At 59.4% G+C, this 21,085-nt stretch carries 27 protein-coding genes; 16 read left to right on the forward strand and 11 right to left on the reverse strand.

The genetic code is table 11. The features are described 5' to 3' along the window. Together AC2FND_RS09460 and AC2FND_RS09465 are read right to left on the reverse strand one after the other, a co-directional pair. Window positions 1–621 (reverse strand): DMT family transporter (locus AC2FND_RS09460; protein ID WP_496769357.1); only part of this gene is annotated, 621 nt, incomplete at its 3' end. Further along, window positions 618–1,496 (reverse strand): LysR family transcriptional regulator, encoded by an 879-nt coding sequence (locus tag AC2FND_RS09465; protein ID WP_209506137.1) that lies wholly within the window; start codon window positions 1,494–1,496, stop codon window positions 618–620. The genes AC2FND_RS09465 and AC2FND_RS09460, both read right to left, overlap by 4 nt. A gap of 120 nt (window positions 1,497–1,616) precedes the next feature. Here AC2FND_RS09465 and AC2FND_RS09470 point away from each other — a divergent pair, with 120 nt between their 5' ends. Both AC2FND_RS09470 and AC2FND_RS09475 read left to right on the forward strand, forming a co-directional pair. Next, window positions 1,617–2,198 (forward strand): FMN-dependent NADH-azoreductase, encoded by a 582-nt coding sequence (locus AC2FND_RS09470; RefSeq protein ID WP_209598798.1) that lies wholly within the window; start codon window positions 1,617–1,619, stop codon window positions 2,196–2,198. A 72-nt stretch (window positions 2,199–2,270) separates the two neighbouring features. After that, window positions 2,271–3,008 (forward strand): aspartate/glutamate racemase family protein, encoded by a 738-nt coding sequence (locus tag AC2FND_RS09475; protein ID WP_209598799.1) that lies wholly within the window; start codon window positions 2,271–2,273, stop codon window positions 3,006–3,008. Here the strand turns inward: AC2FND_RS09475 and AC2FND_RS09480 are convergent, their stop codons facing one another. Next, window positions 3,009–3,539: a prolyl-tRNA synthetase associated domain-containing protein gene (locus AC2FND_RS09480; RefSeq protein ID WP_496769360.1), complete on the reverse strand. Its 531-nt coding sequence runs from the start codon at window positions 3,537–3,539 to the stop codon at window positions 3,009–3,011. A gap of 87 nt (window positions 3,540–3,626) precedes the next feature. Between AC2FND_RS09480 and AC2FND_RS09485 the strand changes: the two genes are divergently transcribed. Then, window positions 3,627–4,142, forward strand: a complete 516-nt coding sequence (locus tag AC2FND_RS09485) for a hypothetical protein (protein WP_496769362.1) — start codon at window positions 3,627–3,629, stop codon at window positions 4,140–4,142. A 3-nt stretch (window positions 4,143–4,145) separates the two neighbouring features. Here AC2FND_RS09485 and AC2FND_RS09490 read toward each other — a convergent pair whose 3' ends face one another. Beyond that, window positions 4,146–5,033: a sulfotransferase domain-containing protein gene (locus tag AC2FND_RS09490; protein WP_496769364.1), complete on the reverse strand. Its 888-nt coding sequence runs from the start codon at window positions 5,031–5,033 to the stop codon at window positions 4,146–4,148. Between the two features lie 258 nt (window positions 5,034–5,291). Between AC2FND_RS09490 and ffh the strand changes: the two genes are divergently transcribed. From ffh to trmD, 9 genes are all read left to right on the forward strand, one after another. Then, window positions 5,292–6,800 carry a signal recognition particle protein gene (gene ffh, locus AC2FND_RS09495; RefSeq protein ID WP_480473926.1) on the forward strand — a complete coding sequence of 503 codons (1,509 nt, stop codon included), beginning with the start codon at window positions 5,292–5,294 and terminating at the stop codon, window positions 6,798–6,800. Beyond that, window positions 6,800–7,354 carry a GNAT family N-acetyltransferase gene (locus AC2FND_RS09500; RefSeq protein ID WP_496769366.1) on the forward strand — a complete coding sequence of 185 codons (555 nt, stop codon included), beginning with the start codon at window positions 6,800–6,802 and terminating at the stop codon, window positions 7,352–7,354. The genes ffh and AC2FND_RS09500 overlap by 1 nt, the downstream gene beginning before the upstream one ends. Then, window positions 7,351–7,893 (forward strand): GNAT family N-acetyltransferase, encoded by a 543-nt coding sequence (locus AC2FND_RS09505; RefSeq protein ID WP_496769368.1) that lies wholly within the window; start codon window positions 7,351–7,353, stop codon window positions 7,891–7,893. The genes AC2FND_RS09500 and AC2FND_RS09505 overlap by 4 nt, the downstream gene beginning before the upstream one ends. Continuing rightward, on the forward strand, window positions 7,890–8,186 hold the full coding sequence (locus AC2FND_RS09510; RefSeq protein ID WP_209506121.1) for a chorismate mutase: 297 nt from the start codon (window positions 7,890–7,892) through the stop codon (window positions 8,184–8,186). The genes AC2FND_RS09505 and AC2FND_RS09510 overlap by 4 nt, the downstream gene beginning before the upstream one ends. A gap of 122 nt (window positions 8,187–8,308) precedes the next feature. Continuing rightward, a complete protein-coding gene (gene rpsP / locus AC2FND_RS09515; protein ID WP_209506119.1) occupies window positions 8,309–8,698 on the forward strand; it encodes a 30S ribosomal protein S16 in 390 nt (129 codons plus the stop codon). Between the two features lie 12 nt (window positions 8,699–8,710). After that, window positions 8,711–9,346 (forward strand): 5,6-dimethylbenzimidazole synthase, encoded by a 636-nt coding sequence (gene bluB / locus AC2FND_RS09520; RefSeq protein ID WP_209598803.1) that lies wholly within the window; start codon window positions 8,711–8,713, stop codon window positions 9,344–9,346. Window positions 9,347–9,494: 148 nt separating this feature from the next. Continuing rightward, on the forward strand, window positions 9,495–9,998 hold the full coding sequence (gene rimM, locus AC2FND_RS09525; RefSeq protein WP_209506113.1) for a ribosome maturation factor RimM: 504 nt from the start codon (window positions 9,495–9,497) through the stop codon (window positions 9,996–9,998). Continuing rightward, a complete protein-coding gene (locus AC2FND_RS09530) occupies window positions 9,998–10,813 on the forward strand; it encodes a hypothetical protein (RefSeq protein WP_496769370.1) in 816 nt (271 codons plus the stop codon). The genes rimM and AC2FND_RS09530 overlap by 1 nt, the downstream gene beginning before the upstream one ends. Next, complete coding sequence (gene trmD / locus AC2FND_RS09535; RefSeq protein ID WP_496769372.1) at window positions 10,810–11,619, forward strand: tRNA (guanosine(37)-N1)-methyltransferase TrmD; 810 nt, start codon at window positions 10,810–10,812, stop codon at window positions 11,617–11,619. Before AC2FND_RS09530 ends, trmD begins: the two co-directional genes overlap by 4 nt. Window positions 11,620–11,744: 125 nt before the next feature. On the opposite strand, the gene AC2FND_RS09540 is transcribed toward trmD, so the two are convergent. Continuing rightward, window positions 11,745–12,545: a glycoside hydrolase family 25 protein gene (locus AC2FND_RS09540; protein ID WP_496769373.1), complete on the reverse strand. Its 801-nt coding sequence runs from the start codon at window positions 12,543–12,545 to the stop codon at window positions 11,745–11,747. Between the two features lie 379 nt (window positions 12,546–12,924). Between AC2FND_RS09540 and rplS the strand changes: the two genes are divergently transcribed. Both rplS and rpmE read left to right on the forward strand, forming a co-directional pair. Continuing rightward, a complete protein-coding gene (gene rplS / locus AC2FND_RS09545) occupies window positions 12,925–13,308 on the forward strand; it encodes a 50S ribosomal protein L19 (RefSeq protein ID WP_209506105.1) in 384 nt (127 codons plus the stop codon). Between the two features lie 11 nt (window positions 13,309–13,319). After that, window positions 13,320–13,541, forward strand: a complete 222-nt coding sequence (rpmE, locus tag AC2FND_RS09550) for a 50S ribosomal protein L31 (RefSeq protein ID WP_267366773.1) — start codon at window positions 13,320–13,322, stop codon at window positions 13,539–13,541. 54 nt (window positions 13,542–13,595) lie between these two features. Here the strand turns inward: rpmE and AC2FND_RS09555 are convergent, their stop codons facing one another. Both AC2FND_RS09555 and AC2FND_RS09560 read right to left on the reverse strand, forming a co-directional pair. Next, on the reverse strand, window positions 13,596–15,206 hold the full coding sequence (locus AC2FND_RS09555; protein ID WP_496769376.1) for an MFS transporter: 1,611 nt from the start codon (window positions 15,204–15,206) through the stop codon (window positions 13,596–13,598). Between the two features lie 120 nt (window positions 15,207–15,326). After that, complete coding sequence (locus tag AC2FND_RS09560; protein WP_209598809.1) at window positions 15,327–15,557, reverse strand: hypothetical protein; 231 nt, start codon at window positions 15,555–15,557, stop codon at window positions 15,327–15,329. 135 nt (window positions 15,558–15,692) lie between these two features. On the opposite strand from AC2FND_RS09560, the gene AC2FND_RS09565 reads away from it, so the two are divergent. Then, on the forward strand, window positions 15,693–16,502 hold the full coding sequence (locus AC2FND_RS09565; RefSeq protein ID WP_209598810.1) for a division plane positioning ATPase MipZ: 810 nt from the start codon (window positions 15,693–15,695) through the stop codon (window positions 16,500–16,502). Between the two features lie 62 nt (window positions 16,503–16,564). On the opposite strand, the gene AC2FND_RS09570 is transcribed toward AC2FND_RS09565, so the two are convergent. The 4 genes from AC2FND_RS09570 to AC2FND_RS09585 all read right to left on the reverse strand — a co-directional run bounded on the left by AC2FND_RS09570 (window position 16,565) and on the right by AC2FND_RS09585 (window position 19,659). Next, window positions 16,565–17,290 (reverse strand): transporter substrate-binding domain-containing protein, encoded by a 726-nt coding sequence (locus tag AC2FND_RS09570; RefSeq protein ID WP_496769379.1) that lies wholly within the window; start codon window positions 17,288–17,290, stop codon window positions 16,565–16,567. Beyond that, window positions 17,287–17,652 (reverse strand): MerR family transcriptional regulator, encoded by a 366-nt coding sequence (locus tag AC2FND_RS09575; protein ID WP_496769381.1) that lies wholly within the window; start codon window positions 17,650–17,652, stop codon window positions 17,287–17,289. Before AC2FND_RS09575 ends, AC2FND_RS09570 begins: the two co-directional genes overlap by 4 nt. Before the next feature lie 243 nt (window positions 17,653–17,895). Continuing rightward, entirely contained in the window at window positions 17,896–19,167 is a 1,272-nt protein-coding gene (locus AC2FND_RS09580; protein WP_496769383.1) for an adenylate/guanylate cyclase domain-containing protein, read from the reverse strand. 39 nt (window positions 19,168–19,206) lie between these two features. Next, entirely contained in the window at window positions 19,207–19,659 is a 453-nt protein-coding gene (locus AC2FND_RS09585; protein WP_209598811.1) for a MarR family winged helix-turn-helix transcriptional regulator, read from the reverse strand. Window positions 19,660–19,716: 57 nt separating this feature from the next. Here AC2FND_RS09585 and hmgA point away from each other — a divergent pair, with 57 nt between their 5' ends. Continuing rightward, window positions 19,717–21,072 carry a homogentisate 1,2-dioxygenase gene (gene hmgA / locus AC2FND_RS09590; RefSeq protein ID WP_267365046.1) on the forward strand — a complete coding sequence of 452 codons (1,356 nt, stop codon included), beginning with the start codon at window positions 19,717–19,719 and terminating at the stop codon, window positions 21,070–21,072. The last annotated feature ends 13 nt before the right edge of the window (window positions 21,073–21,085 follow it).

Genomic DNA, 21,085 nt, shown 5'->3' on the forward strand with positions numbered 1-21,085 from the left:
GGTCGCTTTCAGGTCGGACCAGCCGAACAGGACCAATAACAGGCACCCGGCAACCAGCGTTCCGAACGTGAACACGACGGCTGGTTCTCCGCGGTTCAGCCTGCGGATCATGGGGGTGTAAATCGCGTGCGCGACGCATCCCCAGAAATAGATGATCTCGCCCCCGCCGATCTGGAAGGCGCGGAACATCTGCCAGTCGGCCCGAAAGATCACCCACAGCGCCCCAATCGCACCGATGGTCAGGGCCATTGCCATGCGCGGCGTGGTGATCTGGCGCAGCAGGACCCAGCCCGCAATGGCCGAGACAACGGGGGTCAGGGTGAAAACCGCGGCAGCGCTGACCGGCGGGGCAGTTTGCAGCCCGTAAAACATCAGGACGAAATAGGTGGCGAACAACCCGCCCAGCACCAGATACCGCCAGGGCGCCTGTGCGGCACTTCGGGGCAGACCAGTTGTCGCCAGCGCCGCCACACCAATCACCACAGCCGCGATGGCAAAACGCACCGCATTCAAGGCCGCCGGCGCAATTTCGTTGGCAATCATCGACCCAAGCGAAAAGCTGCCTGCGACAAGGGCGGAAAAGGCCAGCATGGCCAGATGGCCACGCATCTGCGGGTTCATGGACACCAGCCTTTGGAGGCTTCTTTCAGAAAACTCAGGAACGCTTGCACCTTGGTGGTTCGGTGCAGGTCCACATGGGTCACCAGCCACAGGTTGCCGAACCATTCCGGAAGCGGGTCGATCACTTCGACCAGAGTGTCATGACGGGCGGCCTCCCAACGGGCCATAAAGCCGATACCGGCCCCGGCCAGAACGGCCTCGCGCATACAGAAATTGTTGGTACAGCGAAAGGTGATGCGGTCGGCGGATACCGTGTTGCGCAGCCACCGGGTGAACGGCGCGCGGCTGCTTTCATCGTCAGAACTGACGAAGTGGTGGTTTCCGAAATCCTCGATGCCCGAGGGTTTGCCGTGCCGTTCGATATAAGAGGTGCTGGCATAGAGGCCGACTTCTTCCTGCCGGAAGGGTTGCACAACGTTGTCGGGCTGATCCGGGGCCGATCCCGCACGGATTGCAACATGTGCCTCGCCATATTCCAGCCGAAACAGGCGGTCTCCGGTCAGGTAGCGCACGATCAGCTCGGGGTGCATCTTTTGAAATTCGGTCAGCGTCGGCACCACCAATGGCGCGATGGAGCCCAGCGACGTAACCACCAGTTCGCCCGATACATCGTCACCGCGCCCCTTCATCCGGCCGACAAGCTGGTTGAACTGGTCTTCGGTGGCTTGCGCAACGCGCAGCAAATCGTCGCCCGCTTCGGTCGGGGTATATCCCCGCGCGTGACGCTGGAACAGTTTGACACCCAACCGGGCCTCGATCGCGTCGATGTGGCGGATCACTGTGGCGTGGTGCACGCCCAGAACCTCGGCCGCACCGCTGACAGTTCCCATGCGTGCCACCTGATAGGCGGTCCGCACCTCATCCCAATTATCCATGGCAATACCGTTATTGTGCAATTTCCAACAATAACTGTTGATATATCCGAGTTTTGTTCACAAACGCAATAATCATATTGGAGCCAGCACAAGATTTCTCTTACCCAAAGGACCCAATCAATGGCTAAAACCATCCTGCATATCGACGCCTCTGCCCGCCGCGTGGGTTCAACCACCCGCGACCTGTCTGACCGCATCGTCCGACAGTTGGGTGCCGCCCGCATCATCCGCCGCGACCTGGCTACCCCCCTGCCCCTGCTGACCGAAGACTGGATCGCCGCCAACTTTACCCCGGCCGAGCAGCGCGACGACCTGCAACGCGACCGGCTGGCCCTTTCGGACGCGCTGGTGACCGAGTTGCAAGAGGCTGACACCATCGTTATCGGCCTGCCGATCTACAACTTCTCGGTCCCCGCCGCATTCAAGGCCTGGATCGACCTGGTCGCCCGAGCGGGCCTGACCTTTTCCTATTCGGAGAACGGCCCAAAAGGCTTGCTGGAGGGTAAACGCGCCATTCTGGCAATCGCGTCGGGTGGTACTGCTGTCGGGTCCGAGATCGACTTTGCCACCAACTATGTGCGTCACGTTCTGGGCTTTATCGGGATCCATGATGTAGCGGTCATCGCCGCGGATCAGATGGCGGTGAACCCCGAAGCCGCGCTGGAAAGCGCCAAAAAGGCGGTGACAGAACTGGCGGCCTGATCGCCTCTGGTCAATGAGCCCTGAAACGTCCAGTCTGCTGGTCAGATGGAACTGGCGGACTGGATGGCGCGCATGAAGAAGATCGGAATTCTGGGTGGTGTGGGTTGGGCCTCGACCGTGGACTATTACAGGGCCATTGCCGAAGGTGCCGGGCGTCATTTTGCGGCGCGCGGCCACGGCGCGCCCCTGCCGATCCCTGCCATGACCATCGAGTCTGTCACACAGGCCAAGACCCGCGCCTTGCGGGGTGTCGCCGGGGACGAAGCCAGCTGGGCGGCGTTTGATGCGGTGTTTCGCGACGCGCTGCTGACGCTGGAGCGCGCAGGCTGCGATTTTGGCATCATAGCGTCCAACACCCCGCACGCGCGGCTGCACGCGATCAGACAGGGTGTTTCCATGCCCATCCTCAGCATTTTCGACGCGACGGCAGAGGCTACGGCCAGCACAGGCGTATCAAACGCGTTGGTGCTGGGAACAACCGTGACAATGCAGGCCACCAACTATGCGGATCGTCTGGCGGCCGAGGGCATCACCGCAAATGCGCGGCTGCCCGACCCCGAGATTTCCGAGATGCAGGCCATGATCGACAGTGATTTCTACGGTGGTGCCTCTGATGCGGCGCGCGCAAGGTTGCTGGCCTTTTGCAACAAACATGCCCGTCCCGGAACCGCCATTCTGCTGGCCTGCACCGAGCTGCCGCTGGCCTTTCCAAAGTATCTGGATGACCCGGTATTCGAGGCCGACGGGCACCTGTTCATCAACCCATCCGCCGCGCATGTCGCCGCCGCGCTGAAACTGGCGCTTGAGTGATCAGGTCAGCCACGTAACGGTGCAACCGATGCGATCGAAGAACGCCATCACGTCGGATTGTTTCATAACAACGGTACGGTCATTGACCAACGGGTGCATATAAATCACCTCGGCCCGTTGGGCGGCGGCGTCCATGAAGAATTGCACATCGTTCTGCACGCCGTTGATCATCGCCAGCGGGCTGACCGCGCCGGGGCGAGTACCAAGGTTCTGCAACAGCCGGTCTGCCGACCCAAAGGACAGGGCGCCGACACCCAGTTCTGCGCCCAGCGCCTTGAGGTCAATCTCGCGGCTTTGTTCCAGCGTCACCAGGTAGTTGCGCTTTTTCTTGTCGCGCAGGTACAGGTTCTTGACCCGCAACGCGTTCTCGCCCGGCACCATGAACTGGCCTTCCACGGCCTTGGCGTCCTCGACCGTGCGCAGGGGAACATGGGTATGCAGGCGGTAGGGCAGCCCCCAATCATCCAGCTGCGCCAACAGCGCGTCAGAACTGAGCGGCAATGTATCCTGAAATGTGGATGATGCGTCCATGGGGCCCTCCTGTTTGTAGCGCTCATCGCGCAACATGGCGGCGAATTCAAGCTGGGGCAGAGCAGAAAACGGTGCTAGCGTGTTGCCATGAAAGTCACTCGAAACACTCCGACCCAACTGATCCTTGCCGACACGCCCTGGTTCATCGGAATCATGCTGGTCTTTTTCATACTGGCCTTTGTCGGCGCAGGTCTGGCCATGGTCAGTGACGGTGGCGAGAATATCTGGTTCGGGCTGTTCTTTGCATTAATCGGCGGCGGGCTAGGCGTCGGGGCGTTTTGCGTTTTCGTGCGGCGGGTTCAGGTCATTCTGGACCGCACAAAGAACAGCATTCTGATCCGCAGGCAGTCTGTCTTTGGCTATGAAGCGATTGAGCATCAGCTGTCCAGCCTGTCCCATGCCGAAGTTGAAAGCTCGACTTTCCGCAGCGACAGCAGCAGTTCGACGCTGTATCGCCCGGTTCTGGTGCTGGACAAGGGAATGAGCGAAGGGCGTCATCCGATTGTCGATGCGTACTCGAACGGGCGCGGCGCGCATAATCTGGTGGACGCGGTCAATGCATGGCTGCCCGCGCAGCAGGAAGACGCGAAGGAACAAGCCTGACGATTACAGGACTTGTCCATGCTCCAGCCAGGCTCGGTCAGCCGGTGTCACCATTTCGGACAGGCGCGCGTCGTATCGGGCCATGTCATCGGCGGTCAGCTTTCCCACCCATTTATTGCTGGTCCCGGACGCGAAGAACTGCGCGTAATCCTGAAACGCACTTTTGAAACCGGGCTGCTGCGAAGCGCGCCGGGCGTTTTCCTTCATTGAACCAAAGCTTGCGGCTTCAGCGATATCATCGATCATTTCTGGCGCGATCTCGGTCCCCAAGATGTTTGCGATCCGCGCCACCTGCCCCGGCAAATCACGGCTGAGTTCCGCGTAATGCAGGAAATGGATGTTTGGCAGATGCTGGAACGCGCGGAATGAACGGTAATGGTGGACGTATGAGGCCAGTGTCAGATCGTCGGTGCCCTTTGACGAGGCGGGCCGGTCCAGAAACATCGCGAAGGCTTCGGAAAGATCATCGGGAAACAGGTAGTCCAGCCAGTCGTCTTTCATGTTTTCCACATGACGGCGCAGCGAGAAATGCACGTCAACCGGATGACGATGCACCACCAGATAGGTCGCATCCGGTGAATAGGTGATCCCGTCCAATGGCGTGTGGGTCTTGATGCACCGTCTGTGCGTTTGTGCGGCAAGTATTCTGTCCTGCTCCTCACGATTTCTGAAACCGCAATCCAGCCAGGGTGAGACCGCGTTGTTGTACACGGCTGGATCCGCGGTTTTGGTAATCAGCATTCGTACCAGCGTCTGCGTCCACGTGGTGCCGCATTTGGGAGGCGTGCAGACAAAGATGTCGCCGGGACGGAGCGCGAAGTCGGACCAGATATCGGTATTTGTGACTTCACCGACATAATCCTTGGTGCGCTGCGGCAATAGTTGACTCATGACCAAACTCCTAAACTGACCCCGACCTTTGGACGCTACACCAAGTGGCCAGATGCTTAAAGCGTTTGCCTTGACTCGCAGAGCCCAGAGGCGTAGATGACCGCCAAACATCCGGAAGCGTCTTGATCTTCCGGTCCCTTGAGTCGTTCAGGGATCGCCCCCCACCAGCGAGTTTCGCCCGTGGGGGCGTTTGTGCATTTAACCGACGCATCCTATCTAGGACGCGCCACCAGATAACCGGCTAAGGAGGCCGAAGGCATGTTTGAAAATCTATCCGAACGCCTTTCCGGCGTCTTTGATCGGCTGACAAAACAGGGTGCCCTGTCTGAAGAAGACGTCAAGACCGCCCTGCGCGAGGTCCGTGTTGCCCTGCTTGAGGCCGACGTCTCGCTGCCGGTGGCGCGTGAATTCGTCAAGAAGGTGCAGGACCAGGCGACCGGTCAGGCGGTGACCAAGTCGATCACCCCCGGTCAGCAGGTCGTCAAGATCGTACATGACGCGCTGGTCGATACCCTGCGTGGCGAGGAAGACCCCGGCAAGCTGAAGATCGACAACCCGCCCGCCCCGATCCTGATGGTCGGTTTGCAGGGTTCGGGTAAGACCACCACCACCGGTAAACTGGCCAAGCGCCTGAAAGAGAAAGAGGGCAAGAAGGTCCTGATGGCCTCGCTCGACGTTTATCGCCCGGCGGCGATGGACCAGCTGGCGGTTCTGGGCGCGCAGGTCGGCGTTGATACGCTGCCGATTGTACCGGGCCAGAAACCCGTCGACATTGCCAAGCGCGCCAAGCAGCAGGCCACATTGGGCGGCTATGACGTCTACATGCTGGATACCGCCGGTCGCCTGCATATCGACGAAGTGCTGATGGACGAGGTCGAGCAGGTCCGCAACGCGGTTGACCCGCGCGAAACCCTGCTGGTGGTTGACGGCCTGACCGGTCAGGTCGCCGTTGAGGTGGCCGAAGAATTCGACGCCAAGGTCGGTATTTCGGGCGTGGTCCTGACGCGGATGGACGGCGACGGGCGCGGTGGTGCGGCGCTGTCAATGCGCGCAGTGACTGGCAAGCCCATTCGCTTTGTCGGTCTGGGCGAGAAGATGGACGCGCTGGAGACCTTCGAGCCGGACCGGATCGCCGGACGTATTCTGGGCATGGGCGACATCGTTGCCCTGGTCGAAAAGGCCCAGGAAACGATGGAGATGGAACAGACCGAGCGCATGATGAAGCGCATGGTCAAAGGTCAGTTCAACATGAACGACCTGAAGATGCAGCTGGAACAGATGATCCAGATGGGCGGCATGCAGGGCATGATGGGCATGATGCCGGGTATGGGCAAGATGGCCAAGCAGATGGATCAGGCGGGTCTGGACGACAAGATCCTGCGCCAACAGATCGCCTTGATCCAGTCCATGACCAAACGCGAGCGCGCCAACCCGCAGCTGCTGCAAGCCAGCCGCAAGAAACGGATTGCAGCCGGTTCGGGGATGGAAGTCAGCGACCTCAACAAGCTGCTCAAGATGCACCGGCAGATGTCGGACATGATGAAAAAGATGGGCAAGATGGGCAAAGGCAAGATGCTGAAACAGGCCATGAAGGGCATGTTCGGCAAAGGCGGCCCCAGCCCCGAAGACATGGCAGCCGGCATGGACCCCAAGGCACTGGAACAGGCGGCCAAGGCGATGGGCGGCAGGATGCCCGGTGGTCTGCCTGGTCTGGGCGGCGGCATGGGGCTGCCTCAGGGCCTGAGCGGGTTTGGCAAGAAGAAGTAATGAACGCCATCGCCCAACATATCCCCCGGCTTGAAACCGAGCGCCTGATCCTGCGCGCGCCGTCCGAGGCTGATCTGGACGCCGATACCGCGTTCTTCGCCAGCGATGCGGCGAAGTTCGTCGGCGGGCCACTGCGCCGGGATGAGGTCTGGCGACTGATCGCTTCGCTGCTGGGCCACTGGTCCCTGCGCGGTTACGGGTTCTGGAGCGCCGAGGAAAAAGCCTCGGGCAGTTATGTCGGGCGGATCGGGCTTTGGTGCCCCGAAGGCTGGCCCGAACCCGAAATCGGCTGGACGTTGATGAACAATGCCACCGGCAAGGGGTACGCGACCGAGGCGGCACTGGCCGCGCGGTCTTATGCGTATGATGTTCTGGGGTGGGAGACGGCGATCTCGTTGATTGATCTGGACAATCATGCCAGCAAAGCCGTGGCCAAACGGCTGGGCGCGCAGTTCGAGTATCACTATGACCACCCCAAATTCGGCAGGTCCGAAATCTGGCGGCACCCCGCGCCTGCCGATCTGGTGAATGGCGGGATGGAGGCCTACGCATGACCGCGTTCACCATCCCCACCGTTGAAACCGAACGTCTGATCCTGCGCGCGCCGCATCTGGATGATCTGCCTGCGCTGACCGCATTCTTTGCAACCGAGCGCAGCCATATGGTAGGCGGCCCCCGGGACGCGCTGGAAAGCTGGGGCATGTTGGCCAGACGCCTTGGGCACTGGGCGTTGAAAGGATTTGGCCTTTGGCACCTGACCGAGAAATCCAGCGGTCGGTTCGCTGGCGGCGTCGGCCTGATTGACGCCCCCGGTTGGGACGAGCCTGAACTGGGCTGGACCGTGATGGAAGATTTCGAAGGCAAAGGGTTTGCCTATGAGGCGGCGCTTGCCGCCCGGTCCTATGCGGCGCGGCATCAGGGCCTGAACGGGTTGATTTCGTATATCGCCCACGAAAACGACCGCTCGCGCGCTTTGGCCGAACGGTTGGGTGCAACGCTGGAGCGCGACAATGCCGAACTGCTGGGCCAGCCCTGCCAGGTGTGGCGGCACCCCAAGATTGACGTTTCGACACCCGAAAGGACCGGCCAATGAACAACCCCGTGACACGCGCGGCTGCATTGCTGAAAGAGCATCGCGAAAGCATCGACCGGCTGGACGCGATCCTTGTCTATACGCTGGGCGAGCGGTTCAAACACACACAGGCCGTTGGCAAGCTCAAGGCCGAACACAACCTTCCCCCGTCCGATCCCTCGCGTGAGGCCACGCAGATCGCACGGCTTGAAGACCTGGCGAAAGAGGCCGATCTGGACCCCGATTTCGCCAAGGCTTTTCTGAATTTCATCATTCAGGAAGTCATCCGACACCACAGGAAACACCAAGGGTGAACCAGAGGTTCAGCAAGTTAAAAGTGAACCAGAGGTTCAACAAACACCAGAATTAACCGGAAAAGACACCGGCCAATCAAATACACGCCTCCGGCGTGATGCCATTCAAAGGAGATACCACCATGGCAATGAAAATTCGTCTCGCCCGCGCAGGCTCGAAAAAACGTCCGTTTTACCGCATCGTTGCGGCTGACAGCCGGATGCCGCGCGACGGCCGTTTCATCGAGAAACTGGGCACCTACAACCCGCTGCTGCCGAAAGACAGCGAAGAGCGTGTGAAAATGGACATGGAACGCGTTCAGCACTGGCTGGATCAGGGCGCCCAGCCCACCGACCGTATCGCACGTATGCTGGAAGCTGCCGGCACCCGTGACAAGGCCGAGCGCAACAACCCCAACAAGGGTACCCCGGGCAAGAAAGCTCAGGAACGCGCGGAAGAGAAAGCTGCAAAGGCTGCGGAAGCTGCCGAAGCGGCGGCTGCACCGGCTGAAGAAGCGGCTGCAGAAGAATAAGCAGGCCGAAGCGTGCGGGATCAGACCTTTACTGACGCATTTCGCACGCAGTTCGATCTGTTGTTGCGGCTCCGGCGCGATGTGCGCCGGTTCCGCGGCGACGCAGTAGACGAGGCAGTGCTTGCGCGCTGCCTCGACGCGTTTCGGCTGGCCCCGTCGGTGGGGTTAAGCGAACCCTGGCGCGTGATCCGCGTCGAAAGCGCAGCGGCCCGGGCTGCGGCGCTAAGGAATTTCCAAACCGCCAACGATGACGCCCTGGCGGGCTATTCCGGCGACAGGGCGCAGCTTTACAGCCGCCTGAAACTGTCGGGGATGCAGGAAGCGCCGGTGCAACTGGCCGTCTTCTGCGACGACAGCACCGACAAGGGATTGGGTCTTGGCGCGGGCTCGATGCCCGAGATGCGGCGCTATTCCGTGGTCTCTGCGATCACCCTGTTCTGGCTGGCCCTACGGGCCGAGGGGCTGGGGATGGGCTGGGTATCCATTCTGGACCCCGAGCAGATGGCGCGCGATCTGGATGTGCCGGACAACTGGCGTCTGATCGGGTATTTCTGTGTCGGATGGCCGGAACAAGTGTCCGACACCCCCGAACTTGAGCAGGTTGGCTGGGAAAACCGGGCCGACAGCCTGAAGATCGAAACAAGGTAGGGCCGCATGTTCGGATTGATACGCCTTCCCATTCTACTGCTGATCGCCTTTATTGTGGGCGTGTTCTTTGAGCGCAACAATCAGCGCGAAGCCTGCGAAGGGCTAGGCGAATGGAGAAACGGGATCTGTTTGACGAAGGGGGCTGCCAATGAATGATCTGATCTGCGTCGGCAGCGTCGCGGGGTCTTATGGTGTACGTGGTGAAGTGCGCCTGAAAAGCTTCTGCGCCGTTCCCGAAGATATCGAGGCGTATTCGCCACTGACGGATGAAACCGGCAAGGAACGCTATCCGGTGGTTCTGACGCGTACGATCAAGAACGGTTTTGCCGCCCGTCTCGGCGGGGTTGAAACCAAGGAACAGGCGGATGCCCTGAACGGTTTGCGCCTGTTTGCGCGGCGCGATCAGTTGCCCTCGTTGCCCGATGACGAGTTCTACCACACAGACCTGATCGGGCTTGAGGTCTATGACACCGGCGGCACCCTGCTGGGCAAGGTCAAATCCGTGCAGAACCACGGGGCCACGGACCTGTTGGAACTACACGGGCCGGGTCTGAAAGCGACGGTTCTGCTGCCGTTCACGATGCAGGTGGTGCCAACCGTCGATCTGGAACAGGGCCGCATTGTGGCCGACCCGCCCGAAGGCCTGATCTGATGCGACGTGTTCTGCTGCATCTGGGTTTTCACAAGACCGGCATGACGGCAGCACAGTCCTTTCTGCATGAAAACCGCGAGCTGATCTGGCCTCATTTCGCTCTGGTCCTTCCGTATAAGACCCGCAAGGCCGGTTTGAGCGAAGCGGCCACGCGCCATTCGATCTATCGACTGGATGACACGCTGGCAGGGTTTGGCGGTCAGCTGCACGCGTTTTTCGACGGTCTGGATTTCGGAGCACGCCGGGGATTGATCCTGAGCGAAGAGAATTTTCTGGGCCTGCGCCCCAGCAGGAACAAAATCGAAGGATACGGGGCCGCACCCGAACTGGCGGAAACGGTCGTCAGCGTGCTGCGCCGCCGTCTGGTGGGCGAAGAAACCGACATCACCGTCTACCTGTCGTTACGCAATCGCGATGTGTGGTTGCGCAGCCTTTGGGCCCACGATCTTCAAATGTCGCGCATGGTTCAGGACCTGGACGGATTTTGCGCCGATCTTGCGCATCTGCCATCGCCACAGGACACGGCAGACCGGATCAGAGACCGGTTGCCAACTGTCACGGTACGGACCGCGTGGATGGAAGCGCTGAAAGGCCACCACCTTGGACTGGGCGCACCATTTGCCGAATTTCTCGACCTGCCACCCGGGAAATCTGCGCAGCTTGTGAAGCCTGTGCATGAAAGCCCTCAGCTGTCCGACGACGTTCTGAGGGAACTGCTGGCCCTGAACCGATCATCGCTGGACGAAGCAGCGTTAATCACTCAGAAAAAGGCCCTGATTCGAACCGCCCAACATGAACTGGCCCGCCAGAAATGACTGACAAACCCGGCAAATCCCATGGTCGCAAGGCGATCCGGGCCACGCTGAAACCGCGTGAGCTGATGACACCCACCCCGGACCTGCATGGCGTCTGGAAAGCCAAGGTTATCACCCTGTTTCCAACCGCCTTTCCGGGCGTTCTGGGAGAAAGCCTGACCGGCAAGGCCCTGCAGGAGGGGTTGTGGCAGCTGGAAACCGTGGACTTGCGGCAGTTCGGCGTCGGCAGGCATCGCAACGTGGACGACACGCCTGCCGGGGGCGGCGCGGGTATGGTTTTGCGGCCCGATGTGTTGGGCGAAGCCATCGAGCACACCATGGCGGGCATTCAGGGCAACTGGCCGCTGATTTACCTCAGCCCGCGCGGGCGGCGCATGGACCAGCGCATGATGCAGACCCTTGCACGCTGCGATGGCATGACCCTGCTGTGTGGCCGGTTCGAAGGCGTGGATGAGCGTGTGCTGGAGCATTACGGTGTGCAGGAGGTCTCCTTGGGGGATTTCGTGATGACCGGCGGTGAGATTGCAGCACAGGCCCTGATCGATGCCACGGTGCGCCTGATCCCCGGCGTTCTGGGCAATCAGGCCTCGACCGAAGAGGAAAGCTTTTCCTCGGGCCTGCTGGAACATCCGCAATACACCCGCCCGGCGGATTGGAAAGGCCGTCCGATACCCGAGGTTCTGATGTCTGGCCACCATGGCCGCATCGCCGAATGGCGCCACAAGATGGCCGAGGACATTACCCGCGAGCGCCGCCCGGATATCTGGGCTGACTATGAAAAATCCCGGTCGGATTCGTCTGAGTGATAGGCCGGATTGTTGCGCACTTGCCGCAGGTCTAGTGTGCGCAACGCCTTTGGGGAAGAGCGGGAGCGCCGGTTGGACCATCAGGTTGGCGGCGGCACCATTGAAACCTACGGCGCACCAAAGACCTAACCTCCGGCCTTCCATCTGGCCCAGACGTCTGGCGTGCCGTTGAAGGTGTTGATGTCCACCCGGCCCTGAACGCCCGGAACCAGACCGGTGCCGGTATATTGCCAGAACCGCCAGACCGCGCGGGGATAGACATTGCGGGGATGGCCTGCAACCGACCTCAGCCAGAACTCGGTCTTGGGCAGGCGCCCGATATCGGTGTCTTCATAGAAATCCACCGTGGTATAGACGATCGGGCGGCGGCCATAGTGTCGTTCGAGAATGTCCAGAAAACGCTGCGCCTCGGCGCGGACGGTTCTGCCATCGGGGCGCAGCGTGCAGGTCTTGGAATGCGGTGTCCATTCCATATCCAGCACATGCGGCAGGTCTGCCCCTTTGGGCACGTTCTGGATGAACCAGCGGGCCTGTTCCCGGGCCGAACGGCAGAAATAATAATAGTGATAGGCGCCCCAAGGCACACCCGCCGACTGCGCGCCGCGGCGATGATCGTCGAACAGGGGATCGGCCACGTCACCGCCTTCGGTCGCTTTCAGAAACACAAAGCTGACACCTGATGCCCGGGCCGTGCGCCAGTCAATCGGCCCCTGCCAGCGTGACACGTCAAGGCCATGGATCGGGTATTGTCCGGGGTGGCGCCCTTCCCAGTCATGGGGATCCGCGTCGCCGAAATCGGGGTAGATCACAAGCGGTGCTGTCCTGTCCACATCCGGAACGGGTTCAACGGCCTGAGGTTTTGGGCCGCCGCGCCCGCAAGACATCAGCGCAACGGCCGTTATGGCCAGCATGAATGCCAATCGCATTATAGGGTCCTGTCTGAAATATCTGCTCATATTATTTGCCTCAGAATGCCTGATCTGGGTCGCTTGGCAACGCCTTAGTTTAAGGCTGGCGGATTCCTACCGGCCCGTTGGGCAAGACAGGGCGTTTTTCCCTTGATCCCTGCCTGCAATACCCTTAAACGACCGCAATCCGGTGCCGCGTTTTGCGACTCCGGTGTTTTGGTTTGCACCATGGCGTGACGTCCCGTTTTCTTCGGCAGGGATGCGCCGGGTCAGGCCAGACCAAAGGAACATTCGATCTGACCTCTGGCGGGCTGTACGCAGGACCCGGTGAAGACCAAGAGCTCTCAGGCCGTGCCCAACTTCGTGGACCAACCACGAGCAGATAGGAGAAACTGCGATGGACCTGATCGCACAGCTTGAGGCGGAACAGATTGCCGCCCTGGGGAAAGACATCCCCGATTTCAAAGCCGGTGACACGATCCGTGTCGGCTACAAGGTGACCGAAGGGTCGCGCACCCGTGTGCAGAACTACGAAGGCGTCTGCATCGCGCGCAACAACGGCAATGGCATTGCCGGTTCGTTCACCGTTCGCAAGATTTCGTTTGGCGAAGGCGTGGAGCGTGTGTTCCCGCTGTATTCGACCAATATCGACAGCATCACCGTTGTCCGCCGCGGCCGCGTTCGTCGCGCCAAACTGTACTATCTGCGCACCCGTCGCGGTAAATCCGCACGTATCGCAGAGGTTTCCAACTACAAGCCCAAAGCTGGCGCCGAAGCGTAAGGAGCGGAAAGATGAAAAAAGACATCCATCCCGATTATCACGTCATCGACGTCAAGATGACCGATGGCACCGTCGTTCAGATGAAATCCACCTGGGGCAGCGAAGGCGACCAGCTGGCACTGGAAATCGACCCTTCGGTTCACCCTGCATGGACCGGTGGTTCGTCGCGCCTGCTGGACGCTGGCGGCCGCGTGTCGAAGTTCAAGAAGAAATACGAAGGCCTGGGTTTCTGAACCTTTGCCACAGTCTTTCAAAGGAAGGTCGCCAGCGGGCGGCCTTCTTTCGTTTCAGGCCCCTGCTTTCCCCGGTTTCTGATCCTTGGGTTTCGTGAGTTCAGCCGCGTCGTGCAATGGCGGAACCGGACCGCGCAACAGCAGCAGCGCGATCGCCAGCCCGATACACGCCGCAATAGCAGCCATGAGCATCGCCGCATCAAAGGCATTGTCCCGCAGGTCCCGCAACGCCCCGGCCAGTGCCGAACCTGTTGACGGGTCAAGCCCGGCAATCAGCTGTTCCACCTGTGTTGCCGTGCCATGTGTCAGGGCGCGCGCAAGGTCGTCGCGCTGCGTCGACCCGGCGGGCAGTGCGGTGATGACTTCTGACAGGCCCGAGCGGATGGTCAGAGCTTCGGCCAGACCGCCCACAACCGATCCCATCGTGGCCCCGAAATACAGGAATGCGTTGATCACCCCGGACCCTTGCCCGACATGTTCGTCGGGCAGCAACCGAAGCCCAAGACGGGGCAGCAACGAAAAACAGATGCCGATGCCAACCCCAACAATGATCAGCTTCCACCAGATTTCAGCATAGCTGTCGATATTCGAGGTTGTTGTCAAAAGCAGGAAGCCGCAGGCCATCAACCCCATTGCAGCGCTCACCGGCCATTGGAAACTGTAAGGTGCAAGCAAGCGCGGCGCGGTGACGGAAATGACAAACATGCTCAGGCTCAGCGGCAGAATTGCCACGCCCGCCTCAACCGGTGAATAGCCGAACGCGTCCGGGGATTGGACGAACACGTTGAAGTAGACAAAGAAGCAGAACAACGCGAACCCGGCAAAGAACATCCCCGTTGCCGCCATAAGATAGCGCGGGTGCCGGAAGTACCGGAACTCGACCAGCGGATCGTCGCTGCGCCGCGAGGTATAGACCAGACCGACAGCCGCCAAAGCGGCGACACCCAAAGGCACGATGGTCAGGGCGTTGCCCCATCCGTGTGCCTCACCGTTGCTGAGTGCGAAAGACAATGGGCCCAGCAGCAAGACAATGGCAATCGCTTCTGCGGTATCGAATTTCGCACCCTGAAGGCGCGTATCCGGGACATAGTTCTTCCTGCTGACCTGCAGGCCGATCGCAAACGCAATGGCAAGCAACACAAGGTCTGTGGCGAATACCCCGCGCCAGCTTAGGAAATTGGCAAAGCTTCCTCCGACTATGGGCCCGACGCCTATCGCAAGGCCCACGATCGCGCCCCACACACCGGTCACGCTGGCCCGTTCTTCCTCGGGTGTTGCGGCGGTCAGCAGGGATAATGAGGTGCCGAACAGGGCCGCAGCCCCTGCCCCCTGCGCGCCACGCCCGATCAGCAGCATCGACGCGTTCTGTGAAAACAGCACAGAAGCCGAGCCACAAGCAAACACGATCATGCCAAAGAAAAAGACACCCATCTTGCCCGTGATATCCCCAAGCCGACTTACAATCGTCACAAGGGCCGCACTGGCCACCGTATAGATCGACATCACCCATTGCAGACCCGAAGGCGTCAGATCGAACTCGGCCTTCAAATACGGAAGGATGGTCGCAACAGCGGTTGTGTTGAAGCCAACAACCATCATGCAAATGGCCGTCATTGCAAGAACGACGCGTGAACCGCCTGAATTGTCCGCAGCAGTGTCCGGCATGCCTATGCCCCTTTCACCTGCTTTGAAGATGAACCGAAGAAGACCCGTGCAGAACCTACAAGGCTACCCGGTGTAAATCTGTTTGGTATTTAACCAAATTTTCCGCCCCCCGCATAGTTTTCACGATCCGGCCCAACCGGCGCCACCGCGTAAGGACCCATTGGGCGGGCGATCTGTGCGTGTATGAATCAGGCTAAAGGCGCGATTGATTCCGACGCGGATCGTTGCAGGCAGCGGTTGGTGTATGCGTTCGGAAACAGGCACTGACGCGGCGATTTCGCCGCCAAAACCGCGATCAGATGGCAGATCATGGCAGATCACCAGACAGGCACCTTCGCGTAACCCGCGCACGGCGCTGTGTTTTCCAAAATAGAGTCCGATAATGCCTAAAAGCGCCGCTTGAGGTTCTTTTCATCGCAGGCGACACAACATATAGTGGGTGCCAACAACGTGTAGTTAAACACGGCAAGACTTGGGAATACAAGCATGGCACATATCATTGTGGTCGGGAACGAAAAAGGCGGCGCTGGCAAATCGACCGTGTCGATGCATGTGGCAACCGCACTGGCCCGACTGGGGCACAAGGTCAGCACGCTTGATCTGGACCTGCGGCAACGCAGCCTTGGACGGTATTTCGAGAACCGGAACAACTTTCTGAAAAGCGCGGACCTGACACTGCCCAGCCCACGCCATCACGACCTGCCCGAGATTGATGCCAGCACGTTGAAACCGGGCGAAAACATCTATGACCACCGCCTGTCTGCTGCCGTGTCGCAACTGGAAAGCGACAGCGACTTTATCCTGATCGACTGCCCCGGCTCTCATACCCGGCTGAGCCAGGTGGCCCATTCGCTAGCCGACACGCTGATCACGCCTTTGAACGACAGTTTCATCGATTTTGACCTGCTGGCGCGGATTGATTCAAAGGGTGAGAAAATCCTCGGCCCGTCCGTCTATTCCGAGATGGTCTGGAACGCCCGGCAATTGCGGGCACAGGCCGGGCTGAAACCCATCGACTGGGTCGTTGTGCGCAACCGCGTCGGTACCCAGCGCATGGTCAACAAGGAAAAGATGCAGCGCGCGATCGAAATGCTGTCGCAGCGTATCGGCTTCCGCGTCGCCGCGGGCTTTTCCGAACGGGTGATCTTTCGCGAACTGTTTCCGCGCGGCCTGACCCTGCTGGACCTCAAGGATATTGGCGTCAAACAGCTGAACATCTCGAACATCGCAGCACGGCAGGAACTGCGCGACATGATGCGAGAGCTGAACCTGCCGGGTGTCGAAGTCGATTTCTGATCAGTTGTATTGGAGGCTGGGACGCGGGAAAAAAATGGACTTTGCGCGTGCCATGGCGAAGGTCAGCAATCGATGTGTGTGTCGACCACCATATCAACTTCGGCAGTCGAGAATCCAAAAGAAGCGACCATGTTCCGATGGGCATCGGTCCCAAGGAATTGCGAAAGAACTGCGTCGACTTCGTTCCGCAGGTTTGTGTCGTTCAAACCAAACGCGAATGACCCGAACGCAGGAGGTTTTTCTGAGTTTGGCACAAGGATCAGCTCCAGATCCCATTCCGGGTTCTGCTCGATAAATCCACCATGCGCTCGGCCCACGCTGGCATAGGCATCGGCGGCGCCTTCACAAACAGCCTGTGCGGCTTCGGTATATGTTTCGAAAATCATGATGCGGTCTGCGCTGACGCCAAATTCAATCGCCGAGCAATGCTGAAACTGGTCCCGGATAACCGCCAAACGGATATCAGAATTGTCGGCAACCGATCGATATCCGCTCAACCCGATCTGGTTGCCGCCAGCCACCAGGAGCCCGTCAGGTAGCGCCCAAATCGGGCGGCTGAACAATGCGCTCTTCCTGCGTTCTTCCGTTCCAAATAGACCGGTCGTCATCCGCCATCGGCCATCCCCGACCCCGGGCAAGAGTTCAGCAAATTCCGTTTCTACCGTTTCAAAATCGGCAATGCCAAGTTGCGCCATTACATACCGCGCGAGCTCAACGTCACAGCCCGTGACGTGGCCTGTTGCATCGACGTAGTTGAACGGCGGTTCGATCAAGTAGGCAAACTTCATTGGTCATCCTCTTTGGCGTCCGGGCCATAGCTGGCGATCTTGATGGCGAGGATGCTTTCGCATTTTTCGAGAGTTGCGCGTTTGGCTTTCAGCGTTGCCGCGTGATCCGACAGGATTTTTCGGCGTTCTTCGACACCGGCATCGCCTGCTTTGGCAAGCGTCGTGAACCGACGCATTTGTTTTAGTGACATGCCGGTTTCGCGCAGCCAGTAGAGCAGAGTCAGCCATTCGATCAAACGAGGCGTAAACCGACGATGCCCATCGGTGCCCCGCTCGATCTCTGGCAGCATTCCCGACTTCTCGTAGAATCTTATAGTATGTGCGGATAGCCCACAGGCTTCCGCCGCTTCAGCAATTCTCATCTTCGCTAATGTTCCTCTGACCCTTGGGTACCGAGTTAGAGTAACTCTAAGTCAACAGCTTTTTTTGAAAAGCGAACATTCGTCCAAAGTACGGCATCGGTCAAAATGGCCTCAAACCAGCTATTCGTTCAAATCCTCACCATTCTCGAACACCCGCTCCAACCCGCCGCTCGTACCCAGCGAAACAAATGTGCTCCCTCACGGCTTTCAGTTTCGGAACAACCGAACGGAATGGCCTCGGTTTCACCCGGTAACTGATGGCCCGCCGGGACTGTATACCGTGAACAGCTCTTTGGGTTCGTTCACCCCGCGCAGCATGTAGCGCCCGACCGAGATGAGGTCTTGTGCGCAGGGGCGTGCCGCGACCGCGACATCGTCCGAGATCAGGATTCGCTGACCCAGCGACCGGTGCATTCCCGCGATGCGGGCGGCCTGATTGACGGCGGGGCCGATCACCGTGAAATCCAGCCGCGTTTCAGACCCGATATTGCCATACAGGATTTCGCCGGAATGCAGGGCCAGCGTGAAATTCGCAACCGGCAGCCCCTGCGCCTGACGTCGGGCGTTCAATTCATCCATACGGGCTTGCAGCAAGGGCACCGCGCTGAGCGCGGCACGGGCGTCCTCGTCAATTTCGCCGACATCGAACATGGCCATCAGCCCATCGCCCATGAATTTCAGAATATTCCCACCCTTGTCGTGCACAACGCCCACGGCGACGGCCAGGTAATCATTGAGCATGTCGATGATCTCGTGACCCGGCAGGTCTTCCGACAGGTTGGTGAACCCTTCCAGATCGAAATTCCAGATCACCGCATCGATTTGCTGCAATGATCCGCGACGAATCTCACCCGACAGGACGCGGCGCCCGGCATCACGACCCAGATAGACCCGCATCAGGTCTTCGGTCAGGTTCTGGTTCTTGGCGGATTTGAGCGCCAGCCCAAGATGCGGCAACACCGCGTGAATGTTCCTGAGATCGCTGTCATCAAACCCAGACGGTGCATCGCTGGCCCAAGACATCAGAACGCCATCACTGACTTTTTTGGTACCGTCGGGGCGCATCTTCCCCGACCCCTCATACGAGATGCCGGTGGCATAATAATCGGTCGCCCCAACCTCTCTCAGGTCGTTCAACAACGGAAATCGGCTGGGTTCATTATGGTCGACCAGTTTGACCCGGATTTCATCCAGATCCTCGTTCAGCAGCGCAAAAAGCGGGCTTTGTTGCCACATTTCGCTGGGCGTATCCGTGTTTTCAAACTTCTCGGATTCACCGCCGGTGCTTTTGTACCAGCTATATCCGGTTCCGCCATAAACCGGGTGCAAGGCCGACTGCGCCGCATGAAACCGCATCAGCGGAATGCCCATATCGAGCAGACTGGTGCAGAACCCTTCCAGCAACTCTTCCTGCCCGGCACCCTCAAGCCCCTTTTGGACCAACCAGTCGATCAGGGTGTGTGTGGATACATTGGCAGGTTCAAATGACGTCATTTCAAATTCCGTATCAAGCATGACACACATCTGGGGACGGCAGGCGCCAATTACCAGTGGTCAGTCCACACCAGCCAACCGTCGCAACATCCGGCGCAGCAAGGCGGCCTCTTTTTCACTGAACAGACCCGACAGTCTGGCGTCATAGCTTGCGGCCACCCCGTACAAGTCGCGATACACGGCTTGCCCGGCTGGTGTCAGTGTCAACCATTCCGCCCGCCGATCAGCCTCGTCCCGTGTGCGTTTCAGGTACCGGCGCTCCTCAAGCTTGGCAACTGCACGGCTGATCTTGGTCTTGTGCATTCTGGCCCGTTCACCAATTTCCTTGGCGGTCATTTCGCCAAACAGCCCCAGATGGAACAGCACTCGCCATTCGGTTCTGAGCATTCCGTACCGCCCCTTGTAGACAGCCTGAAATTCCAACGAGGCGCGCTCGGCCGCCTGGTTCAGCAGGAACGGCAGAAAATTCTGCAGGAAAAAGTCATCATTTTTTTCAGATTCGTCATGTGTCATGCTTGTTAGTTACAAAATCAACTATTAACCGACAAGCAGCAAACGGAGGAATACGTAATGAACCGTCCGACGGATCCGCATTCATTGACGCAAGCAGCAACGCCTGTTGGTACCCATGCCGGCTACATGCCCGGCTTTGGCAACGACTTTGAAACCGAAGCGCTGCCCGATGCGCTGCCGCAAGGGATGAACAGCCCGCAAAGGTGCAACTACGGACTTTACGGTGAACAGCTGAGCGGCACGGCCTTTACCGCCAACCCGCCTGAACGCACTTGGTGCTATCGTATTCGCCCGTCGGTAAAGCATTCGCACCGTTACGAAAAAATCGACCTGCCCTATTGGAAATCGGCCCCCTGCATCGACCCGGATGTGATCAGCCTGGGCCAGTATCGCTGGGACCCGGTGCCGCATTCCGATGAAGGTCTGAACTGGATGACCGGGATGCGGACCATGACTACTGCGGGGGATGTGAACACCCAGGTTGGCATGGCCTGCCACATCTATCTGGTCACCGAATCCATGGTCGACGACTATTTCTTCTCGGCTGATTCCGAGTTGCTGGTGGTGCCACAGGAAGGGCGCCTGCGTTTTGCGACTGAACTGGGAATCATTGACCTCGAGCCCAAAGAAATCGCGATCATCCCGCGTGGACTGCTGTACCGGGTTGAAGTTCTCGAAGGCCCTGCACGTGGCTTTGTGTGCGAGAATTACGGCCAGAAATTCGAACTGCCGGGTCGTGGTCCGATCGGGGCCAACTGCATGGCCAACCCGCGCGATTTCAAGGCTCCGGTCGCTGCCTATGAGGATCGTGAAACCCCGTCGACCGTGACGATCAAATGGTGCGGCCAGTTCCACACCACCAAGATCGGACACAGCCCGTTGGATGTGGTGGCGTGGCACGGCAATTATGCACCCTACAAATACGATCTGCGCAACTATTGCCCGGTTGGCGCGATCCTGTTTGACCACCCCGACCCGTCGATCTTTACCGTTCTGACAGCGCCCTCGGGCCAGCCCGGCACCGCAAATATCGACTTTGTCCTGTTCCGCGAACGCTGGATGGTGATGGAGGATACGTTCCGCCCGCCCTGGTATCACAAGAACATCATGTCGGAACTGATGGGCAACATCTATGGCCAATACGATGCGAAACCGCAGGGCTTCGTTCCCGGTGGCACCAGCCTGCACAACATGATGATTCCGCATGGTCCCGACAGGGAAGCCTTTGACAAGGCATCCTATTCCAATCTGGGGCCGGAAAAGCTGGACCAGACGATGTCGTTCATGTTCGAAACCCGGTTCCCCCAGCACCTGACGCCGTTTGCCGCCAATGAGGCACCGTTGCAGGACGACTATATCGACTGCTGGACATCGCTTGAGAAGAAGTTCGACGGCACACCGGGCAAGAAATGACCCTAAGACAGGG

The sequence above is a fragment of the Ruegeria sp. BHSB056 genome, assembly GCF_059613305.1.

Excerpts from the sequence above, each read along its gene's own strand:
- rpsP (WP_209506119.1), top strand. The coding sequence starts at position 8,309 with ATGGCAATGAAAATTCGTCTCGCCCGCGCAGGCTCGAAAAAACGTCCG.
- rplS (WP_209506105.1), top strand. The coding sequence starts at position 12,925 with ATGGACCTGATCGCACAGCTTGAGGCGGAACAGATTGCCGCCCTGGGG.
- rimM (WP_209506113.1), top strand. The coding sequence starts at position 9,495 with ATGAATGATCTGATCTGCGTCGGCAGCGTCGCGGGGTCTTATGGTGTA.
- AC2FND_RS09485 (WP_496769362.1), top strand. The coding sequence starts at position 3,627 with ATGAAAGTCACTCGAAACACTCCGACCCAACTGATCCTTGCCGACACG.
- AC2FND_RS09475 (WP_209598799.1), top strand. The coding sequence starts at position 2,271 with ATGAAGAAGATCGGAATTCTGGGTGGTGTGGGTTGGGCCTCGACCGTG.
- AC2FND_RS09500 (WP_496769366.1), top strand. The coding sequence starts at position 6,800 with ATGAACGCCATCGCCCAACATATCCCCCGGCTTGAAACCGAGCGCCTG.
- AC2FND_RS09575 (WP_496769381.1), bottom strand. The coding sequence starts at position 17,652 with ATGAGAATTGCTGAAGCGGCGGAAGCCTGTGGGCTATCCGCACATACT.
- AC2FND_RS09565 (WP_209598810.1), top strand. The coding sequence starts at position 15,693 with ATGGCACATATCATTGTGGTCGGGAACGAAAAAGGCGGCGCTGGCAAA.
- AC2FND_RS09570 (WP_496769379.1), bottom strand. The coding sequence starts at position 17,290 with ATGAAGTTTGCCTACTTGATCGAACCGCCGTTCAACTACGTCGATGCA.
- ffh (WP_480473926.1), top strand. The coding sequence starts at position 5,292 with ATGTTTGAAAATCTATCCGAACGCCTTTCCGGCGTCTTTGATCGGCTG.
- AC2FND_RS09555 (WP_496769376.1), bottom strand. The coding sequence starts at position 15,206 with ATGCCGGACACTGCTGCGGACAATTCAGGCGGTTCACGCGTCGTTCTT.
- AC2FND_RS09530 (WP_496769370.1), top strand. The coding sequence starts at position 9,998 with ATGCGACGTGTTCTGCTGCATCTGGGTTTTCACAAGACCGGCATGACG.
- AC2FND_RS09480 (WP_496769360.1), bottom strand. The coding sequence starts at position 3,539 with ATGGACGCATCATCCACATTTCAGGATACATTGCCGCTCAGTTCTGAC.
- trmD (WP_496769372.1), top strand. The coding sequence starts at position 10,810 with ATGACTGACAAACCCGGCAAATCCCATGGTCGCAAGGCGATCCGGGCC.
- hmgA (WP_267365046.1), top strand. The coding sequence starts at position 19,717 with ATGAACCGTCCGACGGATCCGCATTCATTGACGCAAGCAGCAACGCCT.
- AC2FND_RS09540 (WP_496769373.1), bottom strand. The coding sequence starts at position 12,545 with ATGCGATTGGCATTCATGCTGGCCATAACGGCCGTTGCGCTGATGTCT.
- AC2FND_RS09505 (WP_496769368.1), top strand. The coding sequence starts at position 7,351 with ATGACCGCGTTCACCATCCCCACCGTTGAAACCGAACGTCTGATCCTG.
- AC2FND_RS09465 (WP_209506137.1), bottom strand. The coding sequence starts at position 1,496 with ATGGATAATTGGGATGAGGTGCGGACCGCCTATCAGGTGGCACGCATG.
- AC2FND_RS09510 (WP_209506121.1), top strand. The coding sequence starts at position 7,890 with ATGAACAACCCCGTGACACGCGCGGCTGCATTGCTGAAAGAGCATCGC.
- AC2FND_RS09470 (WP_209598798.1), top strand. The coding sequence starts at position 1,617 with ATGGCTAAAACCATCCTGCATATCGACGCCTCTGCCCGCCGCGTGGGT.
- AC2FND_RS09580 (WP_496769383.1), bottom strand. The coding sequence starts at position 19,167 with ATGCTTGATACGGAATTTGAAATGACGTCATTTGAACCTGCCAATGTA.
- AC2FND_RS09490 (WP_496769364.1), bottom strand. The coding sequence starts at position 5,033 with ATGAGTCAACTATTGCCGCAGCGCACCAAGGATTATGTCGGTGAAGTC.
- AC2FND_RS09585 (WP_209598811.1), bottom strand. The coding sequence starts at position 19,659 with ATGACACATGACGAATCTGAAAAAAATGATGACTTTTTCCTGCAGAAT.
- rpmE (WP_267366773.1), top strand. The coding sequence starts at position 13,320 with ATGAAAAAAGACATCCATCCCGATTATCACGTCATCGACGTCAAGATG.